The 26,826-nt window shown below is 62.9% G+C and carries 25 protein-coding genes, 1 tRNA gene and 2 pseudogenes; 13 read left to right on the forward strand and 15 right to left on the reverse strand.

What is annotated here, in order from left to right; genetic code table 11:
• Window positions 1–123 precede the first annotated feature (123 nt).
• Complete coding sequence (locus tag FQ664_RS27315) at window positions 124–285, forward strand: hypothetical protein (RefSeq protein WP_172228164.1); 162 nt, start codon at window positions 124–126, stop codon at window positions 283–285.
• Between the two features lie 140 nt (window positions 286–425).
• Here the strand turns inward: FQ664_RS27315 and FQ664_RS18920 are convergent, their stop codons facing one another.
• On the reverse strand, window positions 426–2,108 hold the full coding sequence (locus FQ664_RS18920; protein WP_144174047.1) for an AMP-binding protein: 1,683 nt from the start codon (window positions 2,106–2,108) through the stop codon (window positions 426–428).
• A gap of 236 nt (window positions 2,109–2,344) precedes the next feature.
• Between FQ664_RS18920 and FQ664_RS18925 the strand changes: the two genes are divergently transcribed.
• Genes FQ664_RS18925 through FQ664_RS18940 form a run of 4 tightly spaced genes read left to right on the forward strand, consistent with a single transcriptional unit; the run spans window position 2,345 to window position 7,903 of the window.
• Entirely contained in the window at window positions 2,345–3,508 is a 1,164-nt protein-coding gene (locus FQ664_RS18925; RefSeq protein ID WP_144174048.1) for an isovaleryl-CoA dehydrogenase, read from the forward strand.
• 19 nt (window positions 3,509–3,527) lie between these two features.
• The gene (locus FQ664_RS18930; RefSeq protein WP_144174049.1) at window positions 3,528–5,135 is read left to right on the forward strand and encodes a carboxyl transferase domain-containing protein; all 1,608 of its coding nucleotides are present in this window, start codon (window positions 3,528–3,530) and stop codon (window positions 5,133–5,135) included.
• Window positions 5,136–5,138: 3 nt separating this feature from the next.
• On the forward strand, window positions 5,139–5,954 hold the full coding sequence (locus FQ664_RS18935; RefSeq protein ID WP_015271009.1) for a gamma-carboxygeranoyl-CoA hydratase: 816 nt from the start codon (window positions 5,139–5,141) through the stop codon (window positions 5,952–5,954).
• The gene (locus FQ664_RS18940) at window positions 5,951–7,903 is read left to right on the forward strand and encodes an acetyl/propionyl/methylcrotonyl-CoA carboxylase subunit alpha (RefSeq protein WP_144174050.1); all 1,953 of its coding nucleotides are present in this window, start codon (window positions 5,951–5,953) and stop codon (window positions 7,901–7,903) included. The genes FQ664_RS18935 and FQ664_RS18940 overlap by 4 nt, the downstream gene beginning before the upstream one ends.
• Window positions 7,904–8,039: 136 nt before the next feature.
• On the opposite strand, the gene FQ664_RS18945 is transcribed toward FQ664_RS18940, so the two are convergent.
• Entirely contained in the window at window positions 8,040–8,705 is a 666-nt protein-coding gene (locus tag FQ664_RS18945) for a LexA family transcriptional regulator (RefSeq protein WP_144174051.1), read from the reverse strand.
• Window positions 8,706–8,835: 130 nt separating this feature from the next.
• On the opposite strand from FQ664_RS18945, the gene FQ664_RS18950 reads away from it, so the two are divergent.
• Window positions 8,836–9,147, forward strand: a complete 312-nt coding sequence (locus FQ664_RS18950) for a DUF6124 family protein (RefSeq protein WP_144174054.1) — start codon at window positions 8,836–8,838, stop codon at window positions 9,145–9,147.
• 434 nt (window positions 9,148–9,581) lie between these two features.
• Window positions 9,582–10,097 carry a DUF4880 domain-containing protein gene (locus tag FQ664_RS18955; protein WP_144174056.1) on the forward strand — a complete coding sequence of 172 codons (516 nt, stop codon included), beginning with the start codon at window positions 9,582–9,584 and terminating at the stop codon, window positions 10,095–10,097.
• Between the two features lie 119 nt (window positions 10,098–10,216).
• Here the strand turns inward: FQ664_RS18955 and FQ664_RS18960 are convergent, their stop codons facing one another.
• Both FQ664_RS18960 and FQ664_RS18965 read right to left on the reverse strand, forming a co-directional pair.
• Complete coding sequence (locus tag FQ664_RS18960) at window positions 10,217–10,702, reverse strand: adenosine-specific kinase (protein ID WP_144174058.1); 486 nt, start codon at window positions 10,700–10,702, stop codon at window positions 10,217–10,219.
• Window positions 10,703–10,765: 63 nt separating this feature from the next.
• A pseudogene (locus FQ664_RS18965) lies at window positions 10,766–11,664 on the reverse strand (LysR family transcriptional regulator).
• Between the two features lie 91 nt (window positions 11,665–11,755).
• Between FQ664_RS18965 and FQ664_RS27935 the strand changes: the two are divergent.
• Window positions 11,756–11,869: pseudogene (locus tag FQ664_RS27935) on the forward strand (quinone oxidoreductase); the annotation flags it as partial.
• A gap of 139 nt (window positions 11,870–12,008) precedes the next feature.
• Here FQ664_RS27935 and FQ664_RS18975 read toward each other — a convergent pair.
• Window positions 12,009–12,452 (reverse strand): winged helix-turn-helix transcriptional regulator, encoded by a 444-nt coding sequence (locus FQ664_RS18975; RefSeq protein WP_144174060.1) that lies wholly within the window; start codon window positions 12,450–12,452, stop codon window positions 12,009–12,011.
• Between the two features lie 412 nt (window positions 12,453–12,864).
• Between FQ664_RS18975 and FQ664_RS18990 the strand changes: the two genes are divergently transcribed.
• The 3 genes from FQ664_RS18990 to FQ664_RS19000 are packed head-to-tail and all read left to right on the forward strand — an operon-like array spanning window position 12,865 to window position 15,813.
• Window positions 12,865–13,863: an NADP-dependent oxidoreductase gene (locus FQ664_RS18990; protein ID WP_144174061.1), complete on the forward strand. Its 999-nt coding sequence runs from the start codon at window positions 12,865–12,867 to the stop codon at window positions 13,861–13,863.
• Between the two features lie 45 nt (window positions 13,864–13,908).
• Window positions 13,909–14,697 (forward strand): SDR family NAD(P)-dependent oxidoreductase, encoded by a 789-nt coding sequence (locus FQ664_RS18995; protein WP_144174063.1) that lies wholly within the window; start codon window positions 13,909–13,911, stop codon window positions 14,695–14,697.
• Between the two features lie 48 nt (window positions 14,698–14,745).
• Window positions 14,746–15,813, forward strand: coding sequence for an alkene reductase (locus tag FQ664_RS19000; RefSeq protein WP_144174065.1), 1,068 nt, complete (start codon window positions 14,746–14,748; stop codon window positions 15,811–15,813).
• Between the two features lie 144 nt (window positions 15,814–15,957).
• Here FQ664_RS19000 and FQ664_RS19005 read toward each other — a convergent pair whose 3' ends face one another.
• The 4 genes from FQ664_RS19005 to FQ664_RS19020 form a co-directional block, all read right to left on the reverse strand.
• A complete protein-coding gene (locus tag FQ664_RS19005) occupies window positions 15,958–17,304 on the reverse strand; it encodes an MFS transporter (protein WP_144174066.1) in 1,347 nt (448 codons plus the stop codon).
• A gap of 57 nt (window positions 17,305–17,361) precedes the next feature.
• Window positions 17,362–18,432: a C45 family autoproteolytic acyltransferase/hydrolase gene (locus FQ664_RS19010; protein WP_144174068.1), complete on the reverse strand. Its 1,071-nt coding sequence runs from the start codon at window positions 18,430–18,432 to the stop codon at window positions 17,362–17,364.
• Window positions 18,433–18,612: 180 nt separating this feature from the next.
• Window positions 18,613–19,542 (reverse strand): LysR family transcriptional regulator, encoded by a 930-nt coding sequence (locus FQ664_RS19015; protein WP_144174070.1) that lies wholly within the window; start codon window positions 19,540–19,542, stop codon window positions 18,613–18,615.
• The gene (locus FQ664_RS19020) at window positions 19,535–19,726 is read right to left on the reverse strand and encodes a hypothetical protein (protein ID WP_144174071.1); all 192 of its coding nucleotides are present in this window, start codon (window positions 19,724–19,726) and stop codon (window positions 19,535–19,537) included. Before FQ664_RS19020 ends, FQ664_RS19015 begins: the two co-directional genes overlap by 8 nt.
• Before the next feature lie 60 nt (window positions 19,727–19,786).
• Here FQ664_RS19020 and FQ664_RS19025 point away from each other — a divergent pair, with 60 nt between their 5' ends.
• Both FQ664_RS19025 and FQ664_RS19030 read left to right on the forward strand, forming a co-directional pair.
• Window positions 19,787–21,508 (forward strand): amidohydrolase, encoded by a 1,722-nt coding sequence (locus tag FQ664_RS19025; protein WP_144174073.1) that lies wholly within the window; start codon window positions 19,787–19,789, stop codon window positions 21,506–21,508.
• Window positions 21,509–21,656: 148 nt separating this feature from the next.
• On the forward strand, window positions 21,657–22,382 hold the full coding sequence (locus tag FQ664_RS19030; RefSeq protein ID WP_144174075.1) for a TorF family putative porin: 726 nt from the start codon (window positions 21,657–21,659) through the stop codon (window positions 22,380–22,382).
• A 198-nt stretch (window positions 22,383–22,580) separates the two neighbouring features.
• Here the strand turns inward: FQ664_RS19030 and FQ664_RS19035 are convergent.
• From FQ664_RS19035 to FQ664_RS19060, 6 genes are all read right to left on the reverse strand, one after another.
• Window positions 22,581–22,656: transfer RNA gene (locus FQ664_RS19035), tRNA-Gly, on the reverse strand.
• A 64-nt stretch (window positions 22,657–22,720) separates the two neighbouring features.
• Window positions 22,721–23,281, reverse strand: a complete 561-nt coding sequence (gene pgsA / locus FQ664_RS19040; protein WP_144174077.1) for a CDP-diacylglycerol--glycerol-3-phosphate 3-phosphatidyltransferase — start codon at window positions 23,279–23,281, stop codon at window positions 22,721–22,723.
• A gap of 32 nt (window positions 23,282–23,313) precedes the next feature.
• Window positions 23,314–25,137 carry an excinuclease ABC subunit UvrC gene (gene uvrC / locus FQ664_RS19045; protein WP_144174079.1) on the reverse strand — a complete coding sequence of 608 codons (1,824 nt, stop codon included), beginning with the start codon at window positions 25,135–25,137 and terminating at the stop codon, window positions 23,314–23,316.
• Window positions 25,138–25,143: 6 nt separating this feature from the next.
• On the reverse strand, window positions 25,144–25,782 hold the full coding sequence (gene gacA, locus FQ664_RS19050) for a response regulator transcription factor GacA (RefSeq protein ID WP_003251380.1): 639 nt from the start codon (window positions 25,780–25,782) through the stop codon (window positions 25,144–25,146).
• A gap of 63 nt (window positions 25,783–25,845) precedes the next feature.
• Entirely contained in the window at window positions 25,846–26,235 is a 390-nt protein-coding gene (locus FQ664_RS19055) for a helix-turn-helix domain-containing protein (protein WP_144174081.1), read from the reverse strand.
• Between the two features lie 117 nt (window positions 26,236–26,352).
• Window positions 26,353–26,784, reverse strand: coding sequence for a GNAT family N-acetyltransferase (locus FQ664_RS19060; RefSeq protein WP_144174083.1), 432 nt, complete (start codon window positions 26,782–26,784; stop codon window positions 26,353–26,355).
• Between the last annotated feature and the right edge of the window lie 42 nt (window positions 26,785–26,826).

Here is a 26,826-nt window from a genome sequence, read left to right on the forward strand (position 1 = left end):
GGCTGGTGGCAGTAAGGGTTCAGAGCCGGGCACAGGCGTGGGGTTCAAAAAAATTGAGCGAACGGCAACTGCCAGGGGTCGAAGCCTGCAGCACCTCTTCAATTACCCATGCGAGGTCAGGCCATGAACATTCCTATTCCACCGGAGACACCCGACCCCAACATCGACGACCCGAGCTTGCCGCCGCCCGTGCCGGAACAAGACCCGGACGAGCTGCCGATCAAGCCGACCGTGCCGCCGACGGTGGGCGACCCGCCGAGCCAGGAACCACCGGTGAAGGCTTAAGGGTAGACCAGGAACTGGTGAAGGCAGGACCGGCCCTTTCGCGGGTGAACCCGCTCCCACAGGGACCGCGCCAACCTCGAACGCGGCGCTGTACCTGTGGGAGCGGGTTCACCCGCGAAAGGGCCGGTAGCATCAGTACATCAACCAGCAGTTGCAGCCGAAATCTCCGCCACACTGATCTCGCGCATGCGGAACTTCTGCACCTTGCCCGTCACCGTCATCGGGTACTCGTCGACAAAGCGGATATGCCGCGGCACCTTGAAGTGTGCAATGCGCGCCTTGCACCAGCCCTGCAGCTCTTCGACCGTGGCAGTGTGCCCCGGGTGCAGCTTGATCCAGGCGACGATCTCCTCGCCATAACGGCTGCACGGAATGCCGATCACCTGCGCATCGGCCACAGCCGGGTGGGTGTAGAAGAATTCTTCCAGCTCACGCGGGTAGATGTTCTCGCCGCCGCGAATGATCATGTCCTTGTTGCGCCCGACGATGCGTACGTAGCCGTGCTCGTCCATCACCGCCAGGTCGCCCGAGTGCATCCAGCCGGCCGGGTCGATGGCATCCGCCGTGGCCTGGGGGTTGTCCCAGTAGCCGAGCATCACGCTGTAGCCGCGGGTGCACAGCTCGCCAATCTCGCCGCGCGGGACGATGCAGCCGTCGGCGTCCACCAGCTTGTTCTCCAGCTGCGGCTGGGTGCGGCCAACGGTGGTCACGCGCAGCTCCAGGCTGTCGTCCGGGCCGGTCTGCAGCGACACCGGGCTGGTTTCGGTCATGCCGTAGGCGATCTGCACTTCAGCCATGTGCATCTGGTCGATGACCCGGCGCATTACCTCGATCGGGCAGGTGGCGCCGGCCATGATGCCGCTGCGCAGGGTCGACAGGTCCATTTGCGCACGCGCGGGGTGGTCGAGCATGGCGATGAACATGGTCGGCACGCCATAGAGGATGCTGGCGCGCTCTTCGGCCACGGCGCGCAGGGTGAGCTCGGCGTCGAAGGCGTCGTTGGGGTAGATCATGGTGCTGCCATGGGTGATACAGCCGAGGTTGGCCATGACCATGCCGAAGCAGTGGTACAGCGGCACCGGGATCACCATGCGGTCACGTGCGCTCAGGCCCAGGCTGGCGCCGACCATGAAGCCGTTGTTGAGGATGTTGTAGTGGCTGAGCGTGGCGCCCTTCGGCGCGCCGGTGGTGCCGGAGGTGTACTGGATGTTCACCGGCTGGTCGAACTGCAGGCTTTGCTGGCGCGCCGCGTAGGCCTCGACAGAGGTTTGCCCTGCCCGCTCGGCCAACGCTTGCCAAGGCAGGAAGCCTGTCGGCGGGTTGGCGGCCAGGCTGACCACACCACGCAGGTCGGGCAGGCGTTCACTGGCCATTTCACCCGGGGTGGCGCTGGTCAGCTCCGGCGCCAGTTCCTGGACCATGGCGTGGTAGTCGGACGTCTTGAAGGCGTCGGCACACACCAGCCAGCGGCAGCCGGACTGGCGCAGCACGTATTCGAGCTCGCCCACGCGATAGGCCGGGTTGATGTTGACCAGGATGGCACCGACCTTGGCGCTGGCCAGCTGCAGGATGCACCACTGGGCGCAGTTGGGTGACCAGATGCCGACCCGGTCGCCGGTGTTAACGCCCAAGGCCATCAAGGCGCGGGCATGCACCTCGACCTGCCCGGCCAGCTGCCGCCAGCTGTAGCGCAGGCCCTGATGGCGCGACACCAGGGCCTCGCTGTCGGCGCAACGGGCCACGGTGGCATCGAAGGCCTGGCCGATGGTCTGGGTCAGCAAGGGTTGGTCCTGGCGACCGCAGGTATAGCTTGGTTGACTCATGGGTGTCCCTTCTTGTGGTTGTTCTGGGCACGACTGAAGCAAGCGGGGAATACTCTGGCGCAGATTTACGTTTACGTAAAGGTGACGAGTAGATTGACAGTGGTCGTCCGCATGTTTACGTTAACGTAAAGGTGAAAACGACATCGGGTTTGTCGGCGTACCCGCTCCCACAGGGCCGGTGGATAGCCCTTGAGCTACGGTGTTACCCAATTTCAAGAACAACAAGGTGCCCCAGCATGCATTACCCCTCCCTGAACTTCGCCCTGGGCGAAACCATCGACATGCTCCGCGACCAGGTGCGCACCTTCGTCGCCGCTGAACTGGCCCCGCGCGCCGCGCAAATCGACCACGACAACCTGTTCCCTGCTGATATGTGGCGCAAGTTCGGCGACATGGGCCTGCTGGGCATCACCGTGCCGGAAGAGTACGGCGGTGCCGGCCTGGGCTACCTGGCCCACGTGGTGTCGATGGAAGAAATCAGCCGTGGCTCGGCCTCGGTGGCGCTGTCCTACGGTGCCCACTCCAACCTCTGCGTCAACCAGATCAACCGCAACGGCAGCCACGAGCAGAAGCTCAAGTACCTGCCCAAGCTGATCAGCGGCGAGCACATCGGCGCCCTGGCCATGAGCGAGCCCAACGCCGGCTCCGACGTGGTATCGATGAAACTGCGCGCCGAGAAGCGCGGCGACCGCTACGTGCTCAACGGCAGCAAGACCTGGATCACCAATGGCCCTGACGCCAACACCTACGTGATCTACGCCAAGACCGACCTGGACAAGGGCGCGCACGGCATCACCGCGTTCATCGTCGAGCGTGACTGGAAAGGCTTCAGCCGCAGCAACAAGTTCGACAAGCTGGGCATGCGCGGCTCGAACACCTGTGAGCTGTTCTTCGACGACGTGGAAGTGCCGGCAGAAAACATCCTCGGCCAGCTCAACGGTGGCGTGCGCGTGTTGATGAGCGGCCTGGACTACGAGCGCGTGGTGCTGTCGGGCGGGCCGACCGGCATCATGCAAAGCTGCATGGACCTGGTAGTGCCCTACATCCACGACCGCAAGCAGTTCGGCCAGAGCATCGGCGAGTTCCAGCTGATCCAGGGCAAGATCGCCGACATGTACACCCAGCTCAACGCCAGCCGCGCCTACCTGTATGCCGTGGCCCAGGCCTGCGACCGTGGCGAGACCACCCGCAAGGACGCCGCCGGAGTGATCCTGTACACCGCCGAGCGCGCCACGCAAATGGCCCTGGAGGCGATCCAGATTCTCGGCGGCAACGGCTATATCAACGAATTCCCGGCGGGCCGCCTGCTGCGCGACGCCAAACTGTACGAGATCGGTGCCGGCACCAGCGAAATCCGCCGGATGCTGATCGGCCGCGAACTGTTCAACGAAACCCGCTGAGCACAAGGGACGGGCGCACATGGCTACCTTGCACACCCAGATCAACCCGCGTTCGGCGGAGTTCGCCGGCAACAGCGCGGCCATGCTCGAACAGGTCCAGGCCCTGCGCGGTCTGCTCGCCCAGGTGGCCCAGGGCGGTGGGCCCAAGGCCCAGGAGCGGCACACTTCGCGTGGCAAGCTGCTGCCACGCGAGCGTATCGACCGCCTGCTGGACCCGGGCTCGCCGTTCCTCGAAATCGGCCAGCTGGCCGCCCATGAGGTATATGGCGAAGACGTGCCCGCTGCCGGCGTGATCGCCGGCATCGGTCGCGTCGAAGGCGTGGAATGCATGATCGTGGCCAACGACGCCACGGTCAAAGGCGGTTCCTACTACCCGCTGACAGTGAAGAAGCACCTGCGGGCGCAGACCATCGCCCTGCAGAACCGCCTACCGTGCATCTACCTGGTGGACTCGGGTGGCGCCAACCTGCCGCGCCAGGACGAAGTGTTCCCCGACCGCGAGCACTTCGGGCGGATCTTCTTCAACCAGGCCAACATGAGCGCACTGGGCATTCCGCAGATCGCCGTGGTGATGGGTTCGTGCACCGCGGGCGGCGCGTACGTGCCAGCAATGGCCGACGAAGCGATCATGGTGCGCCAGCAGGCGACCATCTTCCTCGCCGGCCCGCCGCTGGTGAAAGCCGCCACCGGTGAAGTGGTCAGCGCCGAAGACCTCGGCGGCGCCGATGTGCACTGCCGCACCAGCGGCGTGGCCGACCACTATGCCGACAACGACGAACATGCCCTGGCCCTGGCCCGACGCAGCGTGGCCAACCTCAACTGGCGCAAGCTGGGCAAGCTGCAGCGCCAGGCCCCGGTGGCCCCCCTGTACGCCGCCGACGAGTTGTACGGCGTGGTACCGGCCGATGCCAAGCAACCGTTCGACGTGCGCGAGGTGATCGCGCGCCTGGTCGACGGCTCGGTGTTCGATGAATTCAAGGCGCTGTTCGGTACCACCCTGGTGTGCGGCTTCGCCCACCTGCACGGCTACCCGGTGGCGATCCTGGCCAACAACGGCATCCTGTTCGCCGAGGCCGCGCAAAAAGGCGCGCACTTCATCGAGCTGGCCTGCCAGCGCGGCATCCCGCTGCTGTTCCTGCAGAACATCACCGGCTTCATGGTCGGCAAAAAGTACGAAGAAGGCGGCATCGCCAAGCATGGTGCCAAGCTGGTCACCGCCGTGGCCTGTGCCCAGGTGCCAAAGTTCACGGTGATCATCGGTGGCAGCTTCGGTGCCGGCAACTACGGCATGTGCGGCCGTGCCTACGACCCGCGCTTCCTGTGGATGTGGCCCAACGCGCGGATTGGCGTGATGGGGGCCGAACAGGCCGCCGGCGTGCTGGCCCAGGTCAAGCGCGAACAGAGCGAGCGCAGTGGCCACCCGTTCAGCGCCGAAGACGAAGCCCGGCTCAAGCAGCCGATCCTTGACCAGTACGAGCACCAGGGCCACCCCTACTACTCCAGCGCCCGCCTGTGGGACGACGGTGTCATCGACCCGGCACAGACCCGCGACGTGCTCGGCCTGGCGTTGTCTGCCGCGCTGAACGCACCGATCGAACAGAGCCGCTTCGGCATTTTCCGGATGTGACCCATGAGCGATTTCAGCACCCTCGAAGTGATCCGCGACCCGCGCGGCTTCGCCACCCTGTGGCTGAGCCGCGAGGACAAGAACAACGCCTTCAACGCCTTGATGATCCGCGAGCTGATCGTCGCCCTCGACCAGCTGGCCGAGGACGCCAGCCTGCGCTTCGTGCTGCTGCGCGGCCGTGGCCGGCACTTCAGCGCCGGCGCCGACCTGGCCTGGATGCAGCAGTCGGCGCAGCTGGACTTCAACACCAACCTGGATGATGCCCGCGAGCTGGGCGAGCTGATGTACGCCCTGCACCGCCTCAAGGCGCCGACCCTGGCCGTGGTGCAAGGCGCGGCCTTTGGCGGCGCGCTGGGCCTGATCAGCTGCTGCGACATGGCCATCGGTGCCGAAGACGCCCAGCTGTGCCTGTCGGAAGTGCGCATCGGCCTGGCCCCGGCGGTGATCAGCCCGTTCGTGGTCAAGGCCATCGGTGAGCGTGCCGCGCGCCGCTATGCCCTCACCGCCGAGCGTTTCAGCGGTGTACGGGCCCGCGAGCTGGGCCTGCTGGCCGAGGTATACCCGGCCAGCGAACTGGACGCCCAGGTCGAAGCCTGGGTGGCCAACCTGCTGCAGAACAGCCCGCAAGCGCTGCGCGCCACCAAGGACCTGCTGCGCGAAGTGGACGACGGCGAACTCAGCCCGGCTCTGCGCCGCTACTGCGAAAACACCATCGCCCGCATCCGCGTCAGCGCCGAAGGCCAGGAGGGCCTGCGCGCCTTCCTGGAAAAACGCCGCCCCGCCTGGCAAACCGACGACAAGAAGGAGCCGCGCCCATGAGCCGCCCCGCTTTGACCACCCTGCTGGTTGCCAACCGCGGCGAAATCGCCTGCCGAGTGATGCGCACCGCCAAGGCCATGGGCCTGACCACTGTCGCCGTGCACAGCGCCACCGACCGTGACGCCCGGCATAGCCGCGAAGCCGATATCCGCGTCGACCTCGGCGGCACCAAGGCCGCCGAAAGCTACCTGCTGGTCGACAAGCTGCTGGCCGCCGCCAAGGCCAGTGGCGCCCAGGCCATCCACCCGGGCTATGGCTTCCTGTCCGAGAACGCAGGCTTCGCCCGCGCCATCGAAGAAGCCGGGCTGATCTTCCTCGGCCCACCGGCCAGCGCCATCGACGCCATGGGCAGCAAATCGGCGGCCAAGGCGCTGATGGAAGCCGCCGGCGTGCCGCTGGTGCCGGGCTACCACGGCGAAGCCCAGGACCTGGACACCTTCCGCGCCGCCGCCGAACGCATCGGCTACCCGGTGCTGCTCAAAGCCAGCGCCGGCGGCGGTGGCAAGGGCATGAAAGTGGTCGAGGAAGAAAGCCAGCTGGCCGACGCCCTGGCCTCGGCCCAGCGTGAGGCGCAGTCGTCGTTCGGTGATGCGCGCATGCTGGTGGAGAAGTACGTGCTCAAGCCGCGCCACGTGGAAATCCAGGTATTCGCCGACCAGCACGGCAACTGCCTGTACCTCAACGAGCGGGACTGCTCGATCCAGCGCCGTCACCAGAAGGTGGTGGAAGAAGCCCCTGCGCCAGGCCTGTCAGCCGAATTGCGCCGGGCCATGGGTGAGGCAGCGGTACGCGCAGCCCAGGCCATCGGCTACGTGGGCGCCGGCACCGTGGAGTTCCTGCTCGATGCCCGTGGCGAGTTCTTCTTCATGGAGATGAACACCCGCCTGCAGGTGGAGCACCCGGTTACCGAGGCCATTACCGGGCTCGACCTGGTGGCCTGGCAGATTCGCGTGGCCTGCGGCGAGGCCCTGCCGATCACTCAGGAGCAGGTGCCGCTGATCGGCCATGCCATCGAAGTACGCCTGTACGCCGAGGACCCGGCCAACGAATTCCTGCCCGCGACCGGCACGCTGGCGCTGTACCGCGAGTCGGCAGCCGGCGAAGGGCGACGGGTGGACAGCGGGGTCAGCGAAGGCGATGTGGTGTCGCCGTTCTACGACCCGATGCTGGGCAAGCTGATCGCCTGGGGCGAAGACCGCGAGCAGGCGCGCCTGCGCTTGCTGGCCATGCTCGACGAGTTTGCCATTGGCGGGTTGAAGACCAACATCGCCTTCCTGCGCCGCATCCTCGCCCACCCGGCATTTGCCGCAGCGGAGTTGGATACCGGCTTCATTCCGCGTCACCAGGAGGTTTTGCTGCCCGCGCCTCAAGCGCTGCCAGCAGGCTTCTGGGAAGCGGCGGCCGAGGCCTGGTTGCAGGGCCAGGCCGCACAGCAGCGGGAGGACGACCGCAGTTCGCCGTGGGCCGAGCGCAACGGCCTGCGCCTGGGCCTGCCGGCGCGCAGCAGCCTGCACCTGGTGAGTGGCGGGCAGGACCAGGCGGTTGCCCTGGAGCGCAGCGCTGCGTCTACCTGGCAACTAGTAGGCGAGCAGTTGGTACATGACCAGGCTGGCGTGCGTCGCCAGCACCTTGCGATCCGCCGCGGTGGCACGCTGTACTTGCACTGGGACGGCGAGATGCATGCCATCGAAGCCTTCGACCCGATTGCCGAGGCCGAGGCCAGCCACAGCCACCAGGGTGGCCTGGGCGCGCCCATGAACGGCAGCATCGTCCGTGTGCTGGTGGAGCCGGGGCAGGTGGTGGAAGCGGGTACGGCGCTGGTAGTGCTGGAAGCCATGAAGATGGAGCACAGCATCCGTGCGCCGCATGGCGGCACGGTGAAGGCGTTGTTCTGCCAGGAAGGGGATATGGTCAGCGAAGGGACGGTGCTGGTCGAATTGGTGGAGTAAGAGCCCTAGGGGCCGCTTTGCGGCCCTTTCGCGACACAAGGCCGCTCCCACAGGTACGGTGCATGCCTTGAGGTTGGTGCGGTACTTGTGGGAGCGGCCTCGTGTCGCGAAAGGGCTGCGCAGCAGCCCCGGCAATCTAGAAAGAGCCATGCACTCGCACGACCACCCCCAGAAACTCGCAGCCATCCTCACACAACAGCGCCGGGTAGTTGCTGTTAAGTGCCTTCAGGTACCGTTGCCCACCTTCCTCCGCCAACTCACGGAAAATCGCCGGTTTGCCGGGCTGCCGAGCGATAACCAGACGCCCTGGCTCGGCATCTACCCCAGGGTCCACCAACATCCGCATGCCCTGCGGCACACTGCGGCCACTGGCGGCACTCATCGCATCATTCTCGACAGTCAGCCAGAACGCCTTGCCCTGGGCCAGGTAGTCCGTCTGCTCGAACACACCTGGCTCCGCCCCCTCTGCAACACCTAGCTCATCCCAACCCAGCACCGGGTAGCGGAAGCACACGATGTATTGCATGAGGTCCAGGTCGTCATCGGTGTCATCGACCTCGTAAATACCGCGCTCCTCGCCAACCTGACCAACAATGCGCAGCTGTAGGCTGACGTTGTAGTGGGGCATGCCAATCTCGACGAATGTGCGGTTCATCGACTCGATCTTCGGCTGGCGCCGCTTGTTCACCCAATGCCCCACGCTGCCTTGAGACACGCCAACGCGCTCGGCAAGCTGCTCTTGAGTGAGCCCTAGCTCCTCCATCCGGTCACGGACGAGGGCAATCCATTTATCCATATTCATCGCTGGCACGATACGGACTGCCTTCTAGCGCTCAATAAACATTCAGTATTATTTATCGGAAAGCAAAAAAATACTTTAGGTATTAGTATCGATCTGAACCCTTTCCCTACTGGTGTTAGCAGGTATCAGGATGAAACCACCGAAAAACGACGAAACAGATCTCGACAGCGAAGCCGCCCGCCGCGCCCTCGACTACTACCTCAACCCCAACCCGCCGCGTCCCACCCAGGACAACAAGATCTGGACCCTGCACGAGGGCGTAACCACCGACCAGGCCCAGGAGCACGCCATCGCCCTGCTGCGTTGCGCCGCCGCCACCGCGCAGGAAACCGCCAGCCACCAGCACGGCAGCCAGCGCGAACTGACCTTCGCCCTGATGCACATGATGGACATGGCCCGCGCACTGCTGGAGCACAAACGCACCGTGGGGCCGGGTTTGTAGACACGAAAAGAAGGGAGAGAACGTGATGGCCTGGTAACGGCAAAGGCCCCGATTGCCGGGACAAGGAAGCGCACCGGTAAATTTTTTTACCGGGTTAGCGAAAATTCATTTGACTTGCAAATGATAACCATTATTATTGCACTCAGCTGATCGCAAGATCTGCTGGATAACCTGGAGCTTAGGTCGCTCTCAGATTATCTCCTCATCAGGCTAATCACGGTTTTTGACCCAGCTTTTTGCTGGGTCTTTTTTTTGGCTCTTCAGGCTAATGAAGATCGTAATGGCGCGCATGATAGCAAAGGTGTTTCAGGGCGTGAACGCTCATTACAAAACTTTGCGGAATCAGCACTTGAGAATCAATCTCGCTTAACCTACGCTGATCACGCATCACGGAAGATGCCCCCTCTCATCCTTACCAGAGCAAGGAGCTGTCCATGAACCGTCTGCTACTGCCCCTTGAGCACCCAAACCCTGCTGCCGAATATCATGCCGACGACGCTCTGCTGCATGCCCTGAAGCGCCTGCCACGGCGTGTGCAGCAAGTGTTCCTGCTCAATCGCCTCGACCAGCTGGACTTCGCCAGCATCGCCGCCCGCCTCGATCTGCCATTGGCGAGCATCGAGCGGCACATGGGCCAGGCGCTGCAGGCCGGCCGCTCGCGCCGGGATGTAGCGGCGAGTGTTGCCGGGCAATGGTATGTGCGCTTGCAAAGCCCACAGGTGACGGCGTGCGAACGGATCGATTTTCGCCGCTGGCTGGATGCGGACCCGGCGCATTTGCAGGCGTTTCATGACACGGAACTGCACTGGCGCAGCCTGTTGGCGCCGGCACGGCAGCTGGGCCATGACGGCTGGTACCAGGAAGGCCGAGCAGCACTGTCGTTGGGGGGGTGTTCGGTTGCGCTCGGGTTAGGTGTGGCGGCGTTGCTGCTGTTTGGTTTCTGGGCCTGATCAATGTCTCAGCTACGCCGCTTTCGTTTCACCGGGAATGGCTTGTTTGTTATCAAATTCGAGTACTGGTTAGCGTGGCCATCGTACAAGGCAGCGCTCATGCGTACCCGCTCGCCAACTCACAATTTGTAGCCGATCTGTCGTAACAAGCCCTTGCGTCTCACAATGTCTTCATCGCCTTCAATGTCAGTGGCGCACACACCATCCACTACCCCAAGGACTGCCCGCCCCTGTCCCGTCTCGGCAAGAATCACTTCAACCGGATTGGCTGTCGCACAAAAAATACGGCACACCTCTGGAACCAGCTTGATGGTGTTCAGCACATTCAATGGATAGAAGCCATCGCCGAGAAAGATGATGAAACTATGGCCAGCCGCAATGGCTTGTGCATTTTTCTGGGCAAGCTCGATCATGGCGGTATCGGTGCCAGACCAGCGCACCAGGTGTTCGCCGGACGCTTCACAGAAGGCCAGGCCAAACTGGATACCTGGCACGGCATTTACCAGCGCTTCATGGATGTCCTCGACAGACTTGATGAAGTGCGTCTGGCCAAAAATGAAGTTCGTCGTTTCTGGCTTGTCGATTTTCAGAGCGATGAGTTGCATCAAACACCTCCTTTCACGCTGTGGACAGCGAAAGCTTCACCGACTGCGCCGACAACCGCGGGCCTATGCTCCGCCTGGGGTAACTTGCAGGTGCTCGCGGAGAAAATCGATGAACGCCATTGCCCGTGCCGAATGTCGCCGCTCACGACTGAACACCGCGCTGACTGGTAGCGCGAGAGGCTGGTAATCGTCGAGCACACTACGCACGCTGCCAAGTTCAACGTCCGCCGCGAACAGCCATTGTGGCGACAGGGAGATGCCCAAGCCGCAGAGTACCATTTCACGAATCGCCTCGCTGCTGTTGCTGGTGACGTTGCCGGTGATGGCAACCTCGAACTCGTCCGCCTTGTGCGTGAAGCGCCAGCGGTCGTAGTGCTCCAGCAAGGTGAAGCCGATGCAGTTGTGGCCTGCCAGTTCACCCGGTTCGAGTGGCAGGCCGTGGCGTTGCAGATACGTAGGCGAGGCGTATACCCGCCGGGGGCTGGTGCCTAGGGACACAGCCACCAGCCCCTCGTTCTTCACCACCCCGATCCGGATCGCCAGGTCGATGTTTCCATGAGCAGGTCTTCATTGTGATCGTTCAACCGCAGATCGATCCGCACATCGGGATAGCGCTGCAGAAAAGTTCCGATCAGAGGTGCTATGCATAACCTCCCGTAGCTGACCGGTGCAGCGACGCGCAGGGGCCCAGCGATCTGCTCCTGACCGCAGGCAAAGCTGCGCGTGGCGCTTTCGAGGTGGCCGAGAATTTCCTGGCAGTGACTGTAGAAACGTTGCCCCTGGTCGGTCAGAACCAGGTGCCGGGTGCTGCGGGCGAACACTGGCCCGCCCAGGTACTGCTCCAGAGCGCGGACCTGCTTGCTCACTGCCGGCTGCCCCATGTTCAGCTCCCGAGCCACTGCCGAAAAAGACCCTCGCTCCACGACGCGTACGAAGATGCGCATGCTGTCGAACAGATCCATCGCCACTGGGCCTCTTGGGGGAACAACTGATATGCAAATTTAGCTTCTTATCGGAATGGAGGAGACGGAGCAACCGGCCCTTCATTCGACAGCCTTGCGGGTGAATCCGGAATGGTTTGCACTGGATAAGGTCAACGACGCATTTCGCCAGGACGCTCAAGGTCGCGCCAAGGGCAAGACGATAATCCAGTTGGTGAGTGAATAGAGCCGAGACGGCTCAAGTCAACGTATCTGGCCAGGAGGGGCTGCGCCTGGCCGAAGCCGGTCCGTGGCGCCTATCTATGATGGGTCGATAGTAGCTTTGAGGCTCGACCAATGATCTACCGACGGGATCAGAGATCGTCTCAGCTTTCGTCAGGTATAACAATGCGCATGGGGCGAGTGCCGATCTTCGCCCCTGTAATCTCGTCCACGGCGACAGCTTTAATTTCCGTGCCTGTTTCCGCGTCGAAGAAGCGCGTCAGCTTGCCACCACCTCGGTATTGCCGCCCCCATGCACCAATCATGAAAAGCACAGGTAGAAAATCGCGACCCGCAGCGGTCAGCAGATACTCCTCTCGAGGCGGGTGCTCCGAGTAGCGCCGCTTCTCCAGTAATCCCTCCTCCGTCAGTGTCGCCAGCCGGCGGGTCAGCATTGTCGGCGCAATACCCAGGCTTTTCCGGAATTGGTCAAAGCGAGTGAGGCCAGCATGGGCATCCCGCAGGATCAATATGCTCCAGGCGTCACCGGCAACAGCCAGGCTGCGGGCGATCGGGCACGGGTTATCGCAACTATTTTTCATGTCCATACTATTTTGATAGTGACCAGCCTTCGAAATGGTAGTATTGTCTGTATCAAATCGATAGTAACACCTCGGTGATGAGCCATCCACCGGTTCGGGAGGCGTCACTGATGAGCGCGAGAAATAATGGGGCGTGATGCAATTGCCTTCATTCGTGCATTGGGACTCGACAGGGTCGATCTGCTTGGCTTTTCAATGGGCGGTGTGAGTCGCCAATGGCGACAACGACCTCATGGTCGACAGCAGGCTTTCAGCTGACATGGCTCGCCGCCTGCCGAAGGCCCAACTGACCATCTATCCCGATTCTGGTCATGGGGGTCTTGCAAAATTGCCAAGCCTTTGTACCTGCGGTACGGGACTTTCTCCCTGACGGTTCAGAACAGACAAGTATCAAAAACCCATGATGAATAACCGAACCATGAAAGCACTAACCTTCAAACGCTATGGCAAGTCGCCCGACATCGGATTGGCCGACATTCCCCGCCCCACGTTAAAGGCCGACGAATTATTGGTACAGGTTCACGCTGCCGGCCTGAACCCGATCGACAACATGATTCCGACGGGGATGTTCAAGCCTGTATTGCATTTCCAGCTGCCAGCCACCCTGGGCAGCGATCTGGCCGGCATAGTGACCGAGGTTGGTAGTAACGTGACCCGCTTCAAGCCAGGCGATGCTGTCTTCGCCAGCATCTTCGATCTTGGCACAGGGGCGATTGCCGAATTCGCGGTGGTACCGCAGAGCGCTGCCGCGATGAAACCGGCCAACATGAGCTTCGTACAGGCTGCGTCGATCCCGATGGTCGGCCTCACCTCATGGCAAGCGCTGAAGGAACGCGTCAATCTTCAGGCTGGGCAGAAGGTATTCATTCCTGCCGGGTCGGGCGGGATCGGCACGTTTGCAATTCAGCTGGCGAAACACCTTGGTGCAACGGTGGGAACCACCACCAGCACAGGCAACCTTGAACTGGTGCGCGCTCTGGGGGCAGACGAGGTTGTGGACTACAAGACCCAGGAATTCGAGACCGTGCTGCGCGGCTATGACGCAGTGCTCGGCACCGTAAGGGGCGACGCGATTGAAAAATCCATGTCCATCCTCAGACCGGGAAGCCAGATCGTCTCGCTCATCGGCCCGCTGGATGCTGCATTTGCCCGTACCAAACGGCTGAACGTCTTCCTGACCTTCGTATTCGGGCTGATGAGCCGCAAGATCATGCGCCTGGCAAAGAAGCGGAACGTCAGATACTCGTTCCTTTTCGTCCACCCCGACGGCGCCCAACTCGCCGAAATCGGCAAACTTCTGGAAGCTCAGCGAATTCAGCCGGTGATCGACCGGGTATTTCCGTTCGCGGACGCAAAAGGTGCGCTTGAGTACCTTGCGCAAGGACGTTCCAAGGGCAAGGTCGTGATCAAGATGTGACTGCCGCCGTATTCCCCACCAAACCATCGACATGAAGGTAACCCCATGATCACACGTCCGACCGTACTCATTACCGGTGCCTCCAGCGGCATTGGCGCCACCTACGCCGAGCGTTTCGCCCGTCGTGGCCATGATCTCATCCTTGTTGCGCGCGACAAATCGCGCATGGAGCAGCTGGCCTTGCGCTTGCGCAAGGAAAGCACTGTGGCCGTTGAGGTGCTGCCCGCCGACCTGACCCGCTCGGCAGACCTGTGCGTACTTGAAAATCGACTGCGCGATGACGCTGATATCGGCGTCTTGATCAACAATGCGGGGATGGCCCAATCGGGTGGTTTCCTGGACCAATCCGCCGAAGCCATTGATCGCCTTGTCACGCTCAACACCACCGCCCTGACGCGGCTCGCTGCTGCGATCGCGCCGCGCCTCGCGCAGTCAGGCACGGGGGCGATCGTCAACGTGGGTTCTGTGGTGGGTTTTGCGCCCGAGTTCGGCATGTCCATCTATGGCGCTACCAAAGCCTTCGTGCTGTTTCTGTCACAGGGCCTGAGCCTGGAGCTGTCACCCAAAGGCGTATACGTGCAAGCGGTGCTGCCGGCAGCGACCCGCACCGAGATTTGGGCGCGTGCCGGCATTGACGTCAACACACTCCCCGAGCTGATGGAGGTCGGTGAGCTGGTCGATGCGGCACTCGTCGGCTTCGACCGTCGCGAGTTGGTAACCATCCCGCCGCTTCACGATGCTGAGCGCTGGAATGCGCTGGAAGGTGCGCGTCAAGGGCTGTTGTCTGACATTCGACAAACCCACGCGGCTGAACGATACCAGCTACAACCTTGAGCGCGTGATGCTCTAGGAACGATCGAATCCAACACCAAGGAAACGTCCATGAACAACCGCTTGTTCACCCCTGCCCAGCTCGGCAACCTCACGCTGAAGAACCGCATTGTCATGGCGCCACTGACCCGCAGCCGCGCGATCGGCAACCTGCCCAATGAACTGATGGCAGAGTACTACCGCCTTCGGGCGGACGCCGGACTGATTATTACCGAAGGCACCTCTCCATCACCCAATGGCCTGGGTTACCCACGCATTCCTGGCCTGTTCAACGAAGAGCAAGTGCACAGCTGGCGAAGAGTGACCGATGGTGTCCATCAGGCCGGTGGAAGGATTTTTGTGCAATTGATGCACACCGGGCGGGTCAGCCACCCTGCGAACCTGCCGGCAGGCGCTCGCATCCTGGCACCCTCGGCGATCGCCGCTCCCGGCGAGATGTGGACCGACGCTGAAGGAATGCAGCCGCATCCTGCCCCACACGCAATGAGCGAGGCGGACATTGCCCAGAGCATCGCCGAATATGCAGCCTCGGCCAAACTGGCGATACAGGCTGGTTTCGATGGCGTCGAGCTGCATGCAGCCAATGGCTACCTGATCGACCAATTCCTCAATACCGCATCCAACCAGCGTGATGATCGCTGGGGAGGCTCGCTCGAAAACCGCATCCGCTTCGCGGTCGAAGTTGCCAGGGCAACTGTCGCCGCCATTGGCGCGCAGCGGGTTGGCATGCGTATCTCGCCGTATGGAGTGTTCAATGGCCAGCTGCCGGATGCCGATATGGACGCGATGTACCTGCATTTGATCGAGGACTTGAATGCGCTCGGCCTACTCTATATTCACATCGTCGATCACAGCGCCATGGGGGCGCCGGAAGTCAGCGCCGAATTGAAATCCGCTATCCGTGCCGCATTCAACGGCCAATACATACTCTCCGGTGGCTACGATGTCGCCCGTGCCAATGCGGATCTCGACGCACAGCGTGGCGACCTGGTTGCGTTCGGTCGTCCATTCATCTCGAACCCAGACCTGGTCACCAAGCTGGCGTCGGGACAGAACTTGGTAGCACCTGATAGCTCGACCTTTTACACCCCTGGAGAAAAGGGCTACACCGATTATTGACCTCTGGCGTCCCTTCCAGCAGTGCCATATTGAGCGACGGGGGACCAGGTCACCGGCCCATGGCTGCCGTTCGGAAAGGTAAGCCTGTACCCTCTCCGGTTCAACTGAACGCCGCTATGCGCAGAAATTCTCGGTCTTTGTCTGCTAATGGCGATTGATGTCGCAGTAACTTGGTCCCCCAAATGCAACACCAACACGCTCCTCATCGATTTCCTCCATGCTCAACTGCGAGGTCTCGCGCAACATCAACGAGCATATCGCCACCAAGGCCAATGCCCCCGTGCCATACAATGCCACCCCCAGCGGGTTGTGCTCGGTGAGGATAAGAATCGCCGTGGCGATACTCGATGCCGTCCCCCCGCCCAGCGCCGCGCCGATCTGGTAGCTGGCCGAGATTCCCGAGTAGCGCATGCTGCGCGGGAACTGCTCGCCCAGAAACGCCGGGATCGGCCCTTGGGTCGCGCCCATCAGCAAGCCGGTCAGGCTGTAGGCGAACAGGGCGATGCCAAAGCTCTTCATGCCGACCAGTTCGAAGAAGGCGAACAGCCCGAGCGCCATGACCACGGCACCGAACACCATCACCGTGCGCCGACCCAGGCGGTCGGACAGGTAGCCGAACAGCGGTGCGGAGAACACGATGGCGATCGACAACGTCAGGTCGAACATCAACGCCTCGGTGCTGCCATAACCTACCTGGGTGGCATAGGTCAGGAAGAACGTGCTGCCAATGTAGGCAATGGTGCAATAGCCAAAGGCGATGCCGGTGCACAACAGCAGCTGCCGTGGACGCTGGCGCAGGGCCTGGGCCAGCGGCGGGCGTACCGGCTTGACCGCAGGGGCGGCAACGGGGGCTGGAGACTTGAGGCGGGCGTACAGGCCGATCAGCACCAGGGTGCCGCCGAGCCAGAACGGGATGCGCCAAGCAAAGTCCACCAGGTTGTCGTCGAAGGCGGCACTGACGATGGCGAAGACCGCCGCGCCGAAGATGCCGCCAACACCGATACCCATGCTCGTGAAGCTACCCCATAGGCCTCGCCGGCCCGGCGGCGCAGACTCGATGCCGAACAGCGCGGCACCGCCCCACTCCCCGCCCGCGGCGAAGCCCTGGACCAGGCGCAGCAGCACCAGCAGGATCGGCGCGGCCACACCGATGCTAGCGTGAGTTGGCAAGCAACCGATGAGAAAGGTGCTCAGGCCCATAAGCAGCAAGGTCGCGACCAGCACTTTCTGCCGGCCGATACGGTCGCCGAAGTGACCGAACACCAGCCCGCCCAACGGCCGGGCGAAGAAACCGGCGCCAAAAGCGCTGAACGCCACCAGGGTAGCGGTCAGGTGGTCCATCTGGGGAAAGAACACCTGGGGAAACACCAGCGCGGCGGCGGTGCCATAGATGATGAAATCGTAGAATTCCAGCGCCGTGCCCATGCCGGAAACACAGAAGGTCCGGAAGGCGGAGCGCGATGACGCAGGTTGGGAATGATCCGCATGCATTGTTGTTGTTCTCGTTCAGCGGGTGCCGCCGGCTACGGCTGGCGGCACCGGGTTGGCTCAGAAGGTTTCGAACCCGGCCTTGGCCAGTTGCAGTGGCGTGCCCGCCACGTATTCCAGCAGGCAACGTTCGGTGTCGATGCCCACGCTCAGCAGGGTTTCCCAGCGCTCGGTGTCGGGCATGGCCATGTCCGGGTGGAAGCAGATCGGCGCGCTGTCGCCTTGGGCACCGCACATGGCTTCGGCGCGGGCACGCAGGTCGGCGCTGCCCATCTGGCCGATCACCTGCTCCAAGTGGCCCAGACGGCATTGGGTGTCAGCGCGGTCGGCCACCTGCTCGCCCTGGCTCAGGTGCGGGTCGAGGAAGTGGTTGGTGTGCAGCAGCCAGCCGTCTTCGCGCGGCAGCACCAGCGCGGTGCGCTCAGGGCTCAGCTCGATGCTGACCGCGCGCGGGCTGCTGTCCTCGCGGGAGAACACGGTCAGCACGGTGGAGGCACTGACCCGTGCCGAACGCGCAAGCTCTACGGCGCCTTCGACGCTGCTGGCTTCCTCCAGCAGACGACGGGCGATGGCATGCACTGGTACGCCGCCGCTGTCGTTGTCGCTGACGTGGTGGAGGATGTTGAAGTGAAGGCCCAGGCCGGCACTGTTCACGCCCAGCTTGGCCAAAATGCCGAACTCGCTGAATAGCTTGACGTGCATGCCACGCTCGGTGTGCAGCGCCAGCATCAGGCCATGGGGGCAGAGGCTGTCGTGCCAGTCCCAGGTTTGCAAGGTCTGCGGTGCGCGCGGACCGCGCGGGGCGTGCACGGTGGTCGAACATTCGCTATGGCGGGTGCGTGCCGCCAGCACTTCGGTGCGGGCATTCAGGCTCGCCAATTGCCACAGTGGCAGGCCGGCGCCGCTGGCCATGCCGATCAGTTCTCCGGCCAGGTCCGGGCTCCAGGCCTCCAGCGCGGCCAGGCTGTTTTCGCCGATGCGCTGCGCTTCGCGCAGGCTTACGCCGACCCGCGGGAAGAAGTCCAGGTACAGCTCGGTGGTGGTGCGGATCTGCTCGGCGAAGCGTTCGCCGATCTGGCGACCCCGTTCGAGGGGGTTGCGGACATCGGTGACTAAGGTGTGGATCTTCACTGCGGGAACTCCTGGTACAGCGGGCTCAAGGCATCGTTGCTGTTCTGGAAAGAGTGGGGCCGCATCGCAATCGGGCGCGAAGCGGCCGCTGGATTCAGGCAAACCACCGTTAGCCTAGCGACCCATCCCCCGCCGATCATCGCCACACTCCGCACAACTTTTGTGCCCAAACGGAAAAACTCAGCCCCGTACGCCCGCCTCCAGGCCCTGCCCCCGCAGGTGTTCGTGCAACAGGGCGATGAAGGTCTGCACCTTACGCGTGTTGCGCCGGTGCGGCAGGTACAGCACGTGCACCCAGGGCCCGAATGCGCTCAGCGCGCGCCAGTAGTCAGGCATCACCTCTACCAGTTGCCCCTTGGCCAGGTACGGCGCGGCGCTCCACGTGGGCACGAACTGCAAGCCCTGGCCATCGAGCAGGCAGGCCAGTAAAAAATCGAAGTTGTCGCTCACCAACCGAGGCGTGGGCTGGCGTACGCGCAGCGCCTGGCCGTCGCGCTCGATCCACCAGAAGCTGCGGTTGAGCAGCGGATGGCGCAGCAACAGCCAGTCGTGCTGGGCGTAGTTTTCCAGGGTGATCGAGTCGCCTCGCCGGGCCAGGTAGTCGGGGCTCGCGCAGAGGATCACGCGGTTCTCGATCAACGGCTGGGCGATCAACTCGGGCTGGTCGGTGGGGCCGTCGCGCAGCGACAGGTCGTAGCCGCCGTCGATCAAATCATCATTGGCGTCGTTGAGGTTCACCTCCAGACGCACCTGCGGGTGTTCGCGCATGAAGCGGCAACACACCTGGTTGAGAAACGCCGGGCCGAACGATGGCGGTGCGGTGATGCGCAAGGTGCCGCGCAGCTCATGCTGCAACTGCTCCACTTCTTCGGTCACCAATTGCAGGTGCATCAGCGCCTGGCGAGCACCTTCCAGGTACAGCGTGCCCGCTTCGGTGAGTGCCATGCGCCGCGTGGTGCGCTCGAACAGGCGCACGCCCAGCTCGGTCTCCAGGTGCGCGATGGCCTTGGTGATCGCCGAGGGGGTCTTGCCCAATTGCTCGGCCGCACGGCTGAAGCTGCCGTGTTCGGCGGCGGCGACGAAGATGGTCAGGGCCGTCATTTTATCCATGGTTTTCTTCCTGTTCGGCACAAACGGGGCGATGCGCGGCGCGGGTAAGCGTGCGCGCCTTTTTATCAAGCCCGTAATTACCGCGTATTTGAATAGGCACTGGAATGGGGGCGGCTTGCAGCACGGCAATCATAGGCGACGGATTATTTCCCCAGGGCGAAAAAAGTTGTGCCTGCTTGCGCATTTTTCCAACTGCGTGCCTTGGCTAGGCTGCCGCTCCAACACAACAAGAACGAGGCATCGAATGAAGCAGCTCCTGAAGATGGCGATCAGCGCGGGCCTTGCCTGCACCGCCCTGCCGAGTGTTGCGGCAGTGGACTTGATCCTGCACAACGCCAAGGTCTACACCGCCGAGCCAGGCCAGCCATTGCAGCAGGCCGTGGCAGTCGAAGGCGAGAAGATCGTGGCGGTGGGATCCGACCAGGCCGTGCTAAGCCTGAAAGGCGACAGTACGCAGGTGATCGACCTGGGCGGCAAAGTGCTGATGCCTGGCATGCTCGATTCCCACTCCCATGCCATCAAGGGCGGCCTGCAACTGGAGCTGGCCAACCTGGCTGGCGAAGAAGTCCCCCTCGATGAACTGGAGCGGCGCCTGCATCAGTGGCGCAAGGACGGCAAGGCCGTGCGTGGCGAGTTCCTCAGCGTCGGTGGCGTGCCCGGCACCTACTGGGACGACATTCCCGCCCTGGAGCAGCGCTTCAACCACGGTGAGTGGGCCGACCAGCCGATCCTCTTCGCCGCCAATGACATGCACACCGGCTGGGCCAACCAGGCCATGCTCAAACGCGCTGGCATCGACGCCAAGACCATCGCGGCCCTGCCCGCCGAGGCGCGCAATACCGTCGGCCAGCATAAGGACGGCACCCCGAACGGCTTCCTCGCCGATGCCAGCTACTACCCGGTGACCGACCTGCTGCCACCGCTGTCCCACGACACCTTGATGACCGCTGGGCGCATGGCCCTGGATTACTACAAGCAACTGGGCATCACCGGCTGGATGGACCCGCTGGCCAACGAACTGCCGGGCGCCGACGTGAAGAACAACGCGCTCGGCGTGCTGCCGGTCTACAAGAACCTTTCCGAGCGCGGCGAGCTGACCGCCCACGTCGCGGCGCTGCTGATGGCCGACTCCAAGGCCCGCCCCGCCGACCTCGACGAACTGGACAAAGTACGCCAACAATTCCTCGGCGTGCGCAACCTCACCCTGCCGGGCATCAAGGTGTTCGCCGACGGCGTGGCCGAGGCGCCGGCGCAGACCGCGGCGATGCTCGATCCCTACAAGAACTCCGGGCAGAACGGCGAGCTGCTGCTTGACCCGAAACACTTCGGCGAGCTGGTCAGTGCCGCCGATGCCCGCGGCTGGCTGGTGCACGTGCACGCGATTGGCGACCGCGCCGTACGCGAAGCGCTCAATGGCATCGAGCAGGCCCGGCGTGATCGCCACAGTGGCATCCCCCACTCCATCACCCACTTGCAGATGGTCAGCCCCAAGGAATATGCCCGCTTCAAGCACCTCGACGTGATCGCCGCGATGCAGCTGTACTGGGCCAGTGCCGACGAGTCCAACATCGACCTGGTCAAGCCCTACGTGAATGCCATGGCCTTCATGCACACCTTCCCGGCCCATTCGCTGCTCAAGCATGGCGCGACCATCTCTGGCGCCAGCGACTGGCCGATCACCACCCCGGAGCCGTGGAAAGCGATCTACCAGGCCGTCAGCCGCAAAGGGCCCAAAGGTGTGCTCAACGCCGACGAGGCCATTGACCGCCAAGTGATGTTCCAGGCCTACACCCTCAACTCCGCCCGGGCCATGCGCCTGGAACAGCAGGTCGGCTCGCTGAAGGTCGGCAAGCAGGCCGACATGATCGTCCTCGACCGCGACGTGTTCACCGTCGAGCCAGAGGCGCTGCGCGATACGCAAGTGCTGCAGACCTGGTTTGCCGGCAAGCAGATCTACGCGCGCTGAGGCGGCGCCTGCCTATGCCCACCGATGCAGCGCAACGCGGGTAACCCCGCTCCCACAGCAATAGCGCCGAACCCTGTGGGAGCGGGCTTGCCCGCGAAGAGGCCGGCCCTGACGCACCGCTCACAACAACAAGAATGGAAAGCATCGAATGAACGTACGCTACCTCATCGCAGGCGGCCTGCTCGGCTGCGCGCCACTGGCCCATGCCATCGACCTCAAAGACGACTTCAGCCTCGAAGCCAAGGCCGGGGTCTTCAGCGACTACCGCACCCGCGGCATCTCCCAGACCCAGAACGACCGGGCCCTGCAAGGCTCACTGAGCTTGATTCACGCCAGCGGCCTGTACGCAGGCGTGTGGAGCTCCAACGTCGATTTTGGCTATGGCAGCAGCACGCGTCAGGAGCTGGACTACTACGCCGGCTACTTCTGGCAGGTCAGCGGCGACGTCACCCTCGACACCTCGTACATCAAGTACGTTTACCCGCGCCAGGGCAACTTCAACTACGGTGAATACCATGCTGAACTGCGCGCCTGGGGCATGCTGCTAGGCGGCAATTACTCGGACAATTTCAACGGCAACCAGTCGATGCTCTACAGCTATGTCGGCTACGCCACGCAGCTGCCCTATGGCATTGGCCTGGAAACACGCTACGGGCGCAATGACTACAAAGATCCGAGCTGGTTCGCCAACGACGGTTCGAGCCGCGATACCTACCACGAATGGGAAGTGAAACTGAGCCGCATGATGCTGTCGCTAGACTGGTCGGTCAGCTACATCGACACAGACCTGTCGAAGGCAGAATGCGCCAGTTACCTGGGCTTCAACGACATTTGCTCGGCCACGGTGGTGGCCTCGGTCGGCAAAAGCTTCTGAACCTGTGCGGTACCGACAGGTGCCGCCTTCGCCCGATGGGGACTTTTCCAGTTCTGGCCTCAAACCTGGCCTTGAACCTGGCCTTGAAATGGCTGGATACTGCCGGTTTTCGGTGGTTCCCGCTGGAACGAAAAAAGGGCCGTAAGGCCCTTTTTTCAATGACTTACAGACTTCCATGGAACTCTGTAGATCTATATTTGGAGCGGGAAACGAGACTCGAACTCGCGACCCCGACCTTGGCAAGGTCGTGCTCTACCAACTGAGCTATTCCCGCGTCGTGATGGGTGCCATTCTAGCGAATTCTAAAACAGCGTCAACCCCTTGATTCAAAAAAACTTTTATTTCTGCTCCGAGCCTTCGCGCAGGTGCGGCCAGGCGGCCAGCAGGTAGTGCACCATCGACCACAGGGTCAGCCCCGCCGCCACCAGCAGCAGTGCGTAGCCGAGGATTACCCAGAAGGTCATCGCCGGTGGATTGGCCAGCAGGATCACCAGCGCCAGCATCTGTGCCGCGGTTTTCCACTTGCCGAGGTTGGACACTGCCACATGCGCCCGTGCGCCCAGTTCGGCCATCCACTCGCGCAGCGCCGACACCACGATCTCGCGGCCGATGATTACCGCGGCCGGCAAGGTCAGCCAGAAGTTGGCGTGGGTCTGCACCAGCAGCACCAGGGCCACCGCCACCATCAGCTTGTCGGCCACAGGGTCGAGGAAGGCACCGAACGGCGTGCTCTGCTGCAGGCGACGCGCCAGGTAGCCGTCCAGCCAGTCGGTGGCGGCGGCAACGGCGAACACGCTGCTGGCGGCTGTGTAGCTCCAGGGGTAAGGCATATAGAACAGCAGGATGAAGATCGGGATGAGCAGGACGCGTAGAACGGTGAGCAGGTTTGGAATATTCATCGGTACGACTGGCCGCAAGTTGAGCCCGCATTCTACTCGCTATGCAGGCTGGCATAAATCGACTCGGCAAGCTTTTTACTGATGCCGGGTGCTTTGGCGATTTCATCGATACTGGCGCGGTTGAGCTCCTGCAGGCCGCCGAAATGTTTCAGCAGGTCGCGCCGGCGCTTGGGCCCTACCCCGGCTACATCCTCCAGGCTGGACACCCGGCGGGCCTTGCCACGGCGGGCGCGGTGACCGGTGATGGCAAAACGGTGGGCTTCGTCGCGGATCTGCTGGATCAGGTGCAGGGCCGGTGAGTCGCCCTTGAGGGTGAACTCGTGGTGCACATCGTTCAGGTACAGGGTTTCGAAACCAGCCTTGCGCGTCACGCCCTTGGCCACGCCAAGCAGGGTCAGGTCGCTGAAGCCCAGCGCCTGCATCACGTCACGGGCCATGTTCAGCTGGCCTTTGCCGCCGTCCACCAGCAGCACATCGGGCAACTTGCCCTCGCCGTCCTTGATGCGCCCGTAACGGCGGGTCAGGGCCTGGTGCATGGCGGCGTAGTCGTCGCCGGCAGTGACGCCTTCGATGTTGAAGCGGCGGTAGTCGGACTTGAGCGGGCCTTCGGGGCCGAACACCACGCAGCTGGCCACCGTGGCCTCACCGCTGGAATGGCTGATGTCGTAGCACTCCAGGCGCTGCGGCACCTCGTCCAGGCCCAGCACCTCGGCCAGCGCCTCGAAACGTGCGGCCATGTGCTGGCGGTTGGCCAGGCGGGCATTGAGCGCCTGCTCGGCGTTGGTTACCGCCAGCTGCTGCCAGCGGGCCCGGGTACCGCGTACCCGGTGGCTGATGGTCAGCTCGCGGCCGCGCAGGGTCTGCAGGGCTTCGCTGATGGCGGCGAAGTCTTCGTGCACCACGTTGACAATCAGTTCCCCCGGCAATTCGCGCTCGGCATTGCCCAGGTAGTACTGGGAGAGGAACGCGGCCATCACTTCGGCCACCTCCTCCTCGATGCCTACCTGCGGGAAGAAGTTCTTGCTGCCCAGCACCCGCCCGCCGCGCACGCTGATCAGGTGCACGCAGGCGCCACCGGGGTTGACGAAGGCGGCGATAACGTCGACGTCGCCGCTGCCGCCTTCAATGTACTGCTGGTCCTGGACCCGGCGCAGCAAGGCGATCTGGTCGCGCAACGCGGCGGCCCTCTCGAAATCGAGGGCCATGGCGGCCTTCTCCATCTCGGCATTGAGCTCATTGCCCAATTGCTGGCTACGCCCTTCGAGGAACATCACCGAGTGGCGCACGTCCTCGGCATATTCCTCGGCGGTCACCAGGCCCGTGCAGGGCCCTTTGCAGCGTTTGATCTGGTATTGCAGACACGGCCGGGTGCGGTTGGCGTAGTAGCTGTCTTCGCACTGGCGCACCGAAAAGGCCTTTTGCAGCAGGCTGAGGCTTTCACGAATGGCCCCGGCGCTGGGGTATGGGCCAAAGTAGCGGCCCTTGGCCTTCTTCGCTCCACGGTGAATGCCCAGCCGCGGGAACTCACCGTCGGAAAGGAACACGTAGGGGTAGGATTTGTCGTCACGCAACAGGATGTTGTACGGTGGCCGCCATTCCTTGATCAGGTTCTGCTCCAACAGCAGCGCCTCGGTTTCGTTGGCGGTGATGGTGGTTTCGACCTGGGCGATGCGAGCCACCAGCGCGGCGGTCTTGGGCGCCAGACCGGTCTTGCGGAAATAGCTGGCCAGACGCTTCTTGAGGTTCTTGGCCTTGCCCACGTAAAGCAGCCGGGCTTCGCCGTCGAACATCCGGTAGACGCCCGGGCGGCCACTGCAGGTCGCCAGGAATGCGCTGGCATCGAAAACTTGGGACATGAGGTTTTACAGGCTTGCGTCGACCATACCGTGGCGAACGGCCAGCAAGGTCAGTTCGACATCGCTGGTGACCGAGAGTTTTTCAAAGATCCGATAACGGTAAGTATTGACGGTCTTGGGCGAGAGGCACAACTTGTCGGAGATGATCTGCACTTTCTGGCAGCCGACGATCATCAGGGCAATCTGGATTTCCCGTTCCGACAAGGCATCGAACGGCGAGCCCTGTGGCTGGAACGGTTTCAGCGCCAGCTGCTGGGCGATCTGCGGGCTGATGTAGCGCTGGCCGGCAAAGGCCAGGCGGATGGCCTGGACCATTTCGTCAAGGCCGGCGCCCTTGGTCAGGTAGCCAGCGGCACCGGCCTGCAGCAGGCGCGTGGGGAATGGGTCTTCCTCGCACACGGTCACGGCAACCACCTTGATGTCCGGGTGGCTGCGCAGCAGCTTGCGGGTGGCTTCCAGACCACCGATGCCGGGCATTTTCACATCCATCAGCACCACGTCCGGCTTCAGTTCACGGGCCAGCTTGAGTGCCGATTCGCCCGAGTCACCCTCACCCACCACCTGCAGGCCATCGATGTCGGCCAGCATGCGGGTAATACCGGTTCGTACCAGATCGTGATCATCGACCACTAAGACCCTAATCAAGCACACACCTCGTCAGCAGGGCGATTGGATCCCGCCACCTTAACAAAATTTTTCACGGCGGACCTAACGCATTCCTTCCGTAAGAAACGCCTGACGTTCAACCGTGCGCGGCCTCACTGTCGGCCGGGATTTGTCGTTGTTGGTCAAACGCCGCAGCAGGTGCCAGAGTGCCGCCTGATCGTCGCCCGACAACTGCCGGAAAGCCCCCAGCAAACCGGACTCATCGGTGTTCAGCCCCTCGAGCGGTGCCGAGGTGCGGATACCGCTGAGCACATATAGCGCATCCACGCCTCTGGCCGCCAATGCCGCCAGGTAATCGGCTCGCGGCGTGCGCTCACCACTCTCGTATTTGCCCTGGGCATTGGGTTCGACCCCACCGATATCGCCAAACACGCGCTGGGTCATCCCCAGACGCTCACGCTCTTCCCGCAGCCGCGGACCGATTCCTTTCATGGGATTCTCCTTGTCCCTGATCACACTCATGCACGGCCTATCCGCCTGCAGACAGCCGTATACGCCCGAGCTCACTATGCCCATGCTCACCAGTCGCGACAAGCCATCATTGAGCTATCAGTCGATCGTCCGCTGCATACGCACAAAGCATTCGTCCTCACCCATCTCGACGAAGCCATGGCGCTGGTACAGCACACGCGCCGGGTTGCTGCGAAACACCATCAGCCGTAGCAGCGGCAGATGCCGCCGGCGGGCCCACAGCGCCAGTTGCTCCAGCACCCAGCTGCCGACACCACGCCCACGGTGCTCAGGTAGCAGGTGCAACTCGCGGATGAACAGTGCCTGGCGGTCCTGGCTGAGACTGCAGAAGCCGAGCACGGTGTCACCTTCAGTCACCAGCCACTGCTCGCGCCAGCCCCAGGCTTCGTCGAAGGCTTGCTCGATCCACAGCAGGTCGTATTCACGGTAGTACGCCAGCATGGCGCGGCGCGTGAGGTCGCGGGCGAAGGTGCAGTGGCTGTCGTTGGCGGGGGTCAGTTTCAGGGACATCACATTTCCGACTTTTCAGTTTGCCAGGCCCCGCCCTGTCGC

Source organism: Pseudomonas persica (assembly GCF_900291015.1).
Taxonomy (GTDB): domain Bacteria; phylum Pseudomonadota; class Gammaproteobacteria; order Pseudomonadales; family Pseudomonadaceae; genus Aquipseudomonas.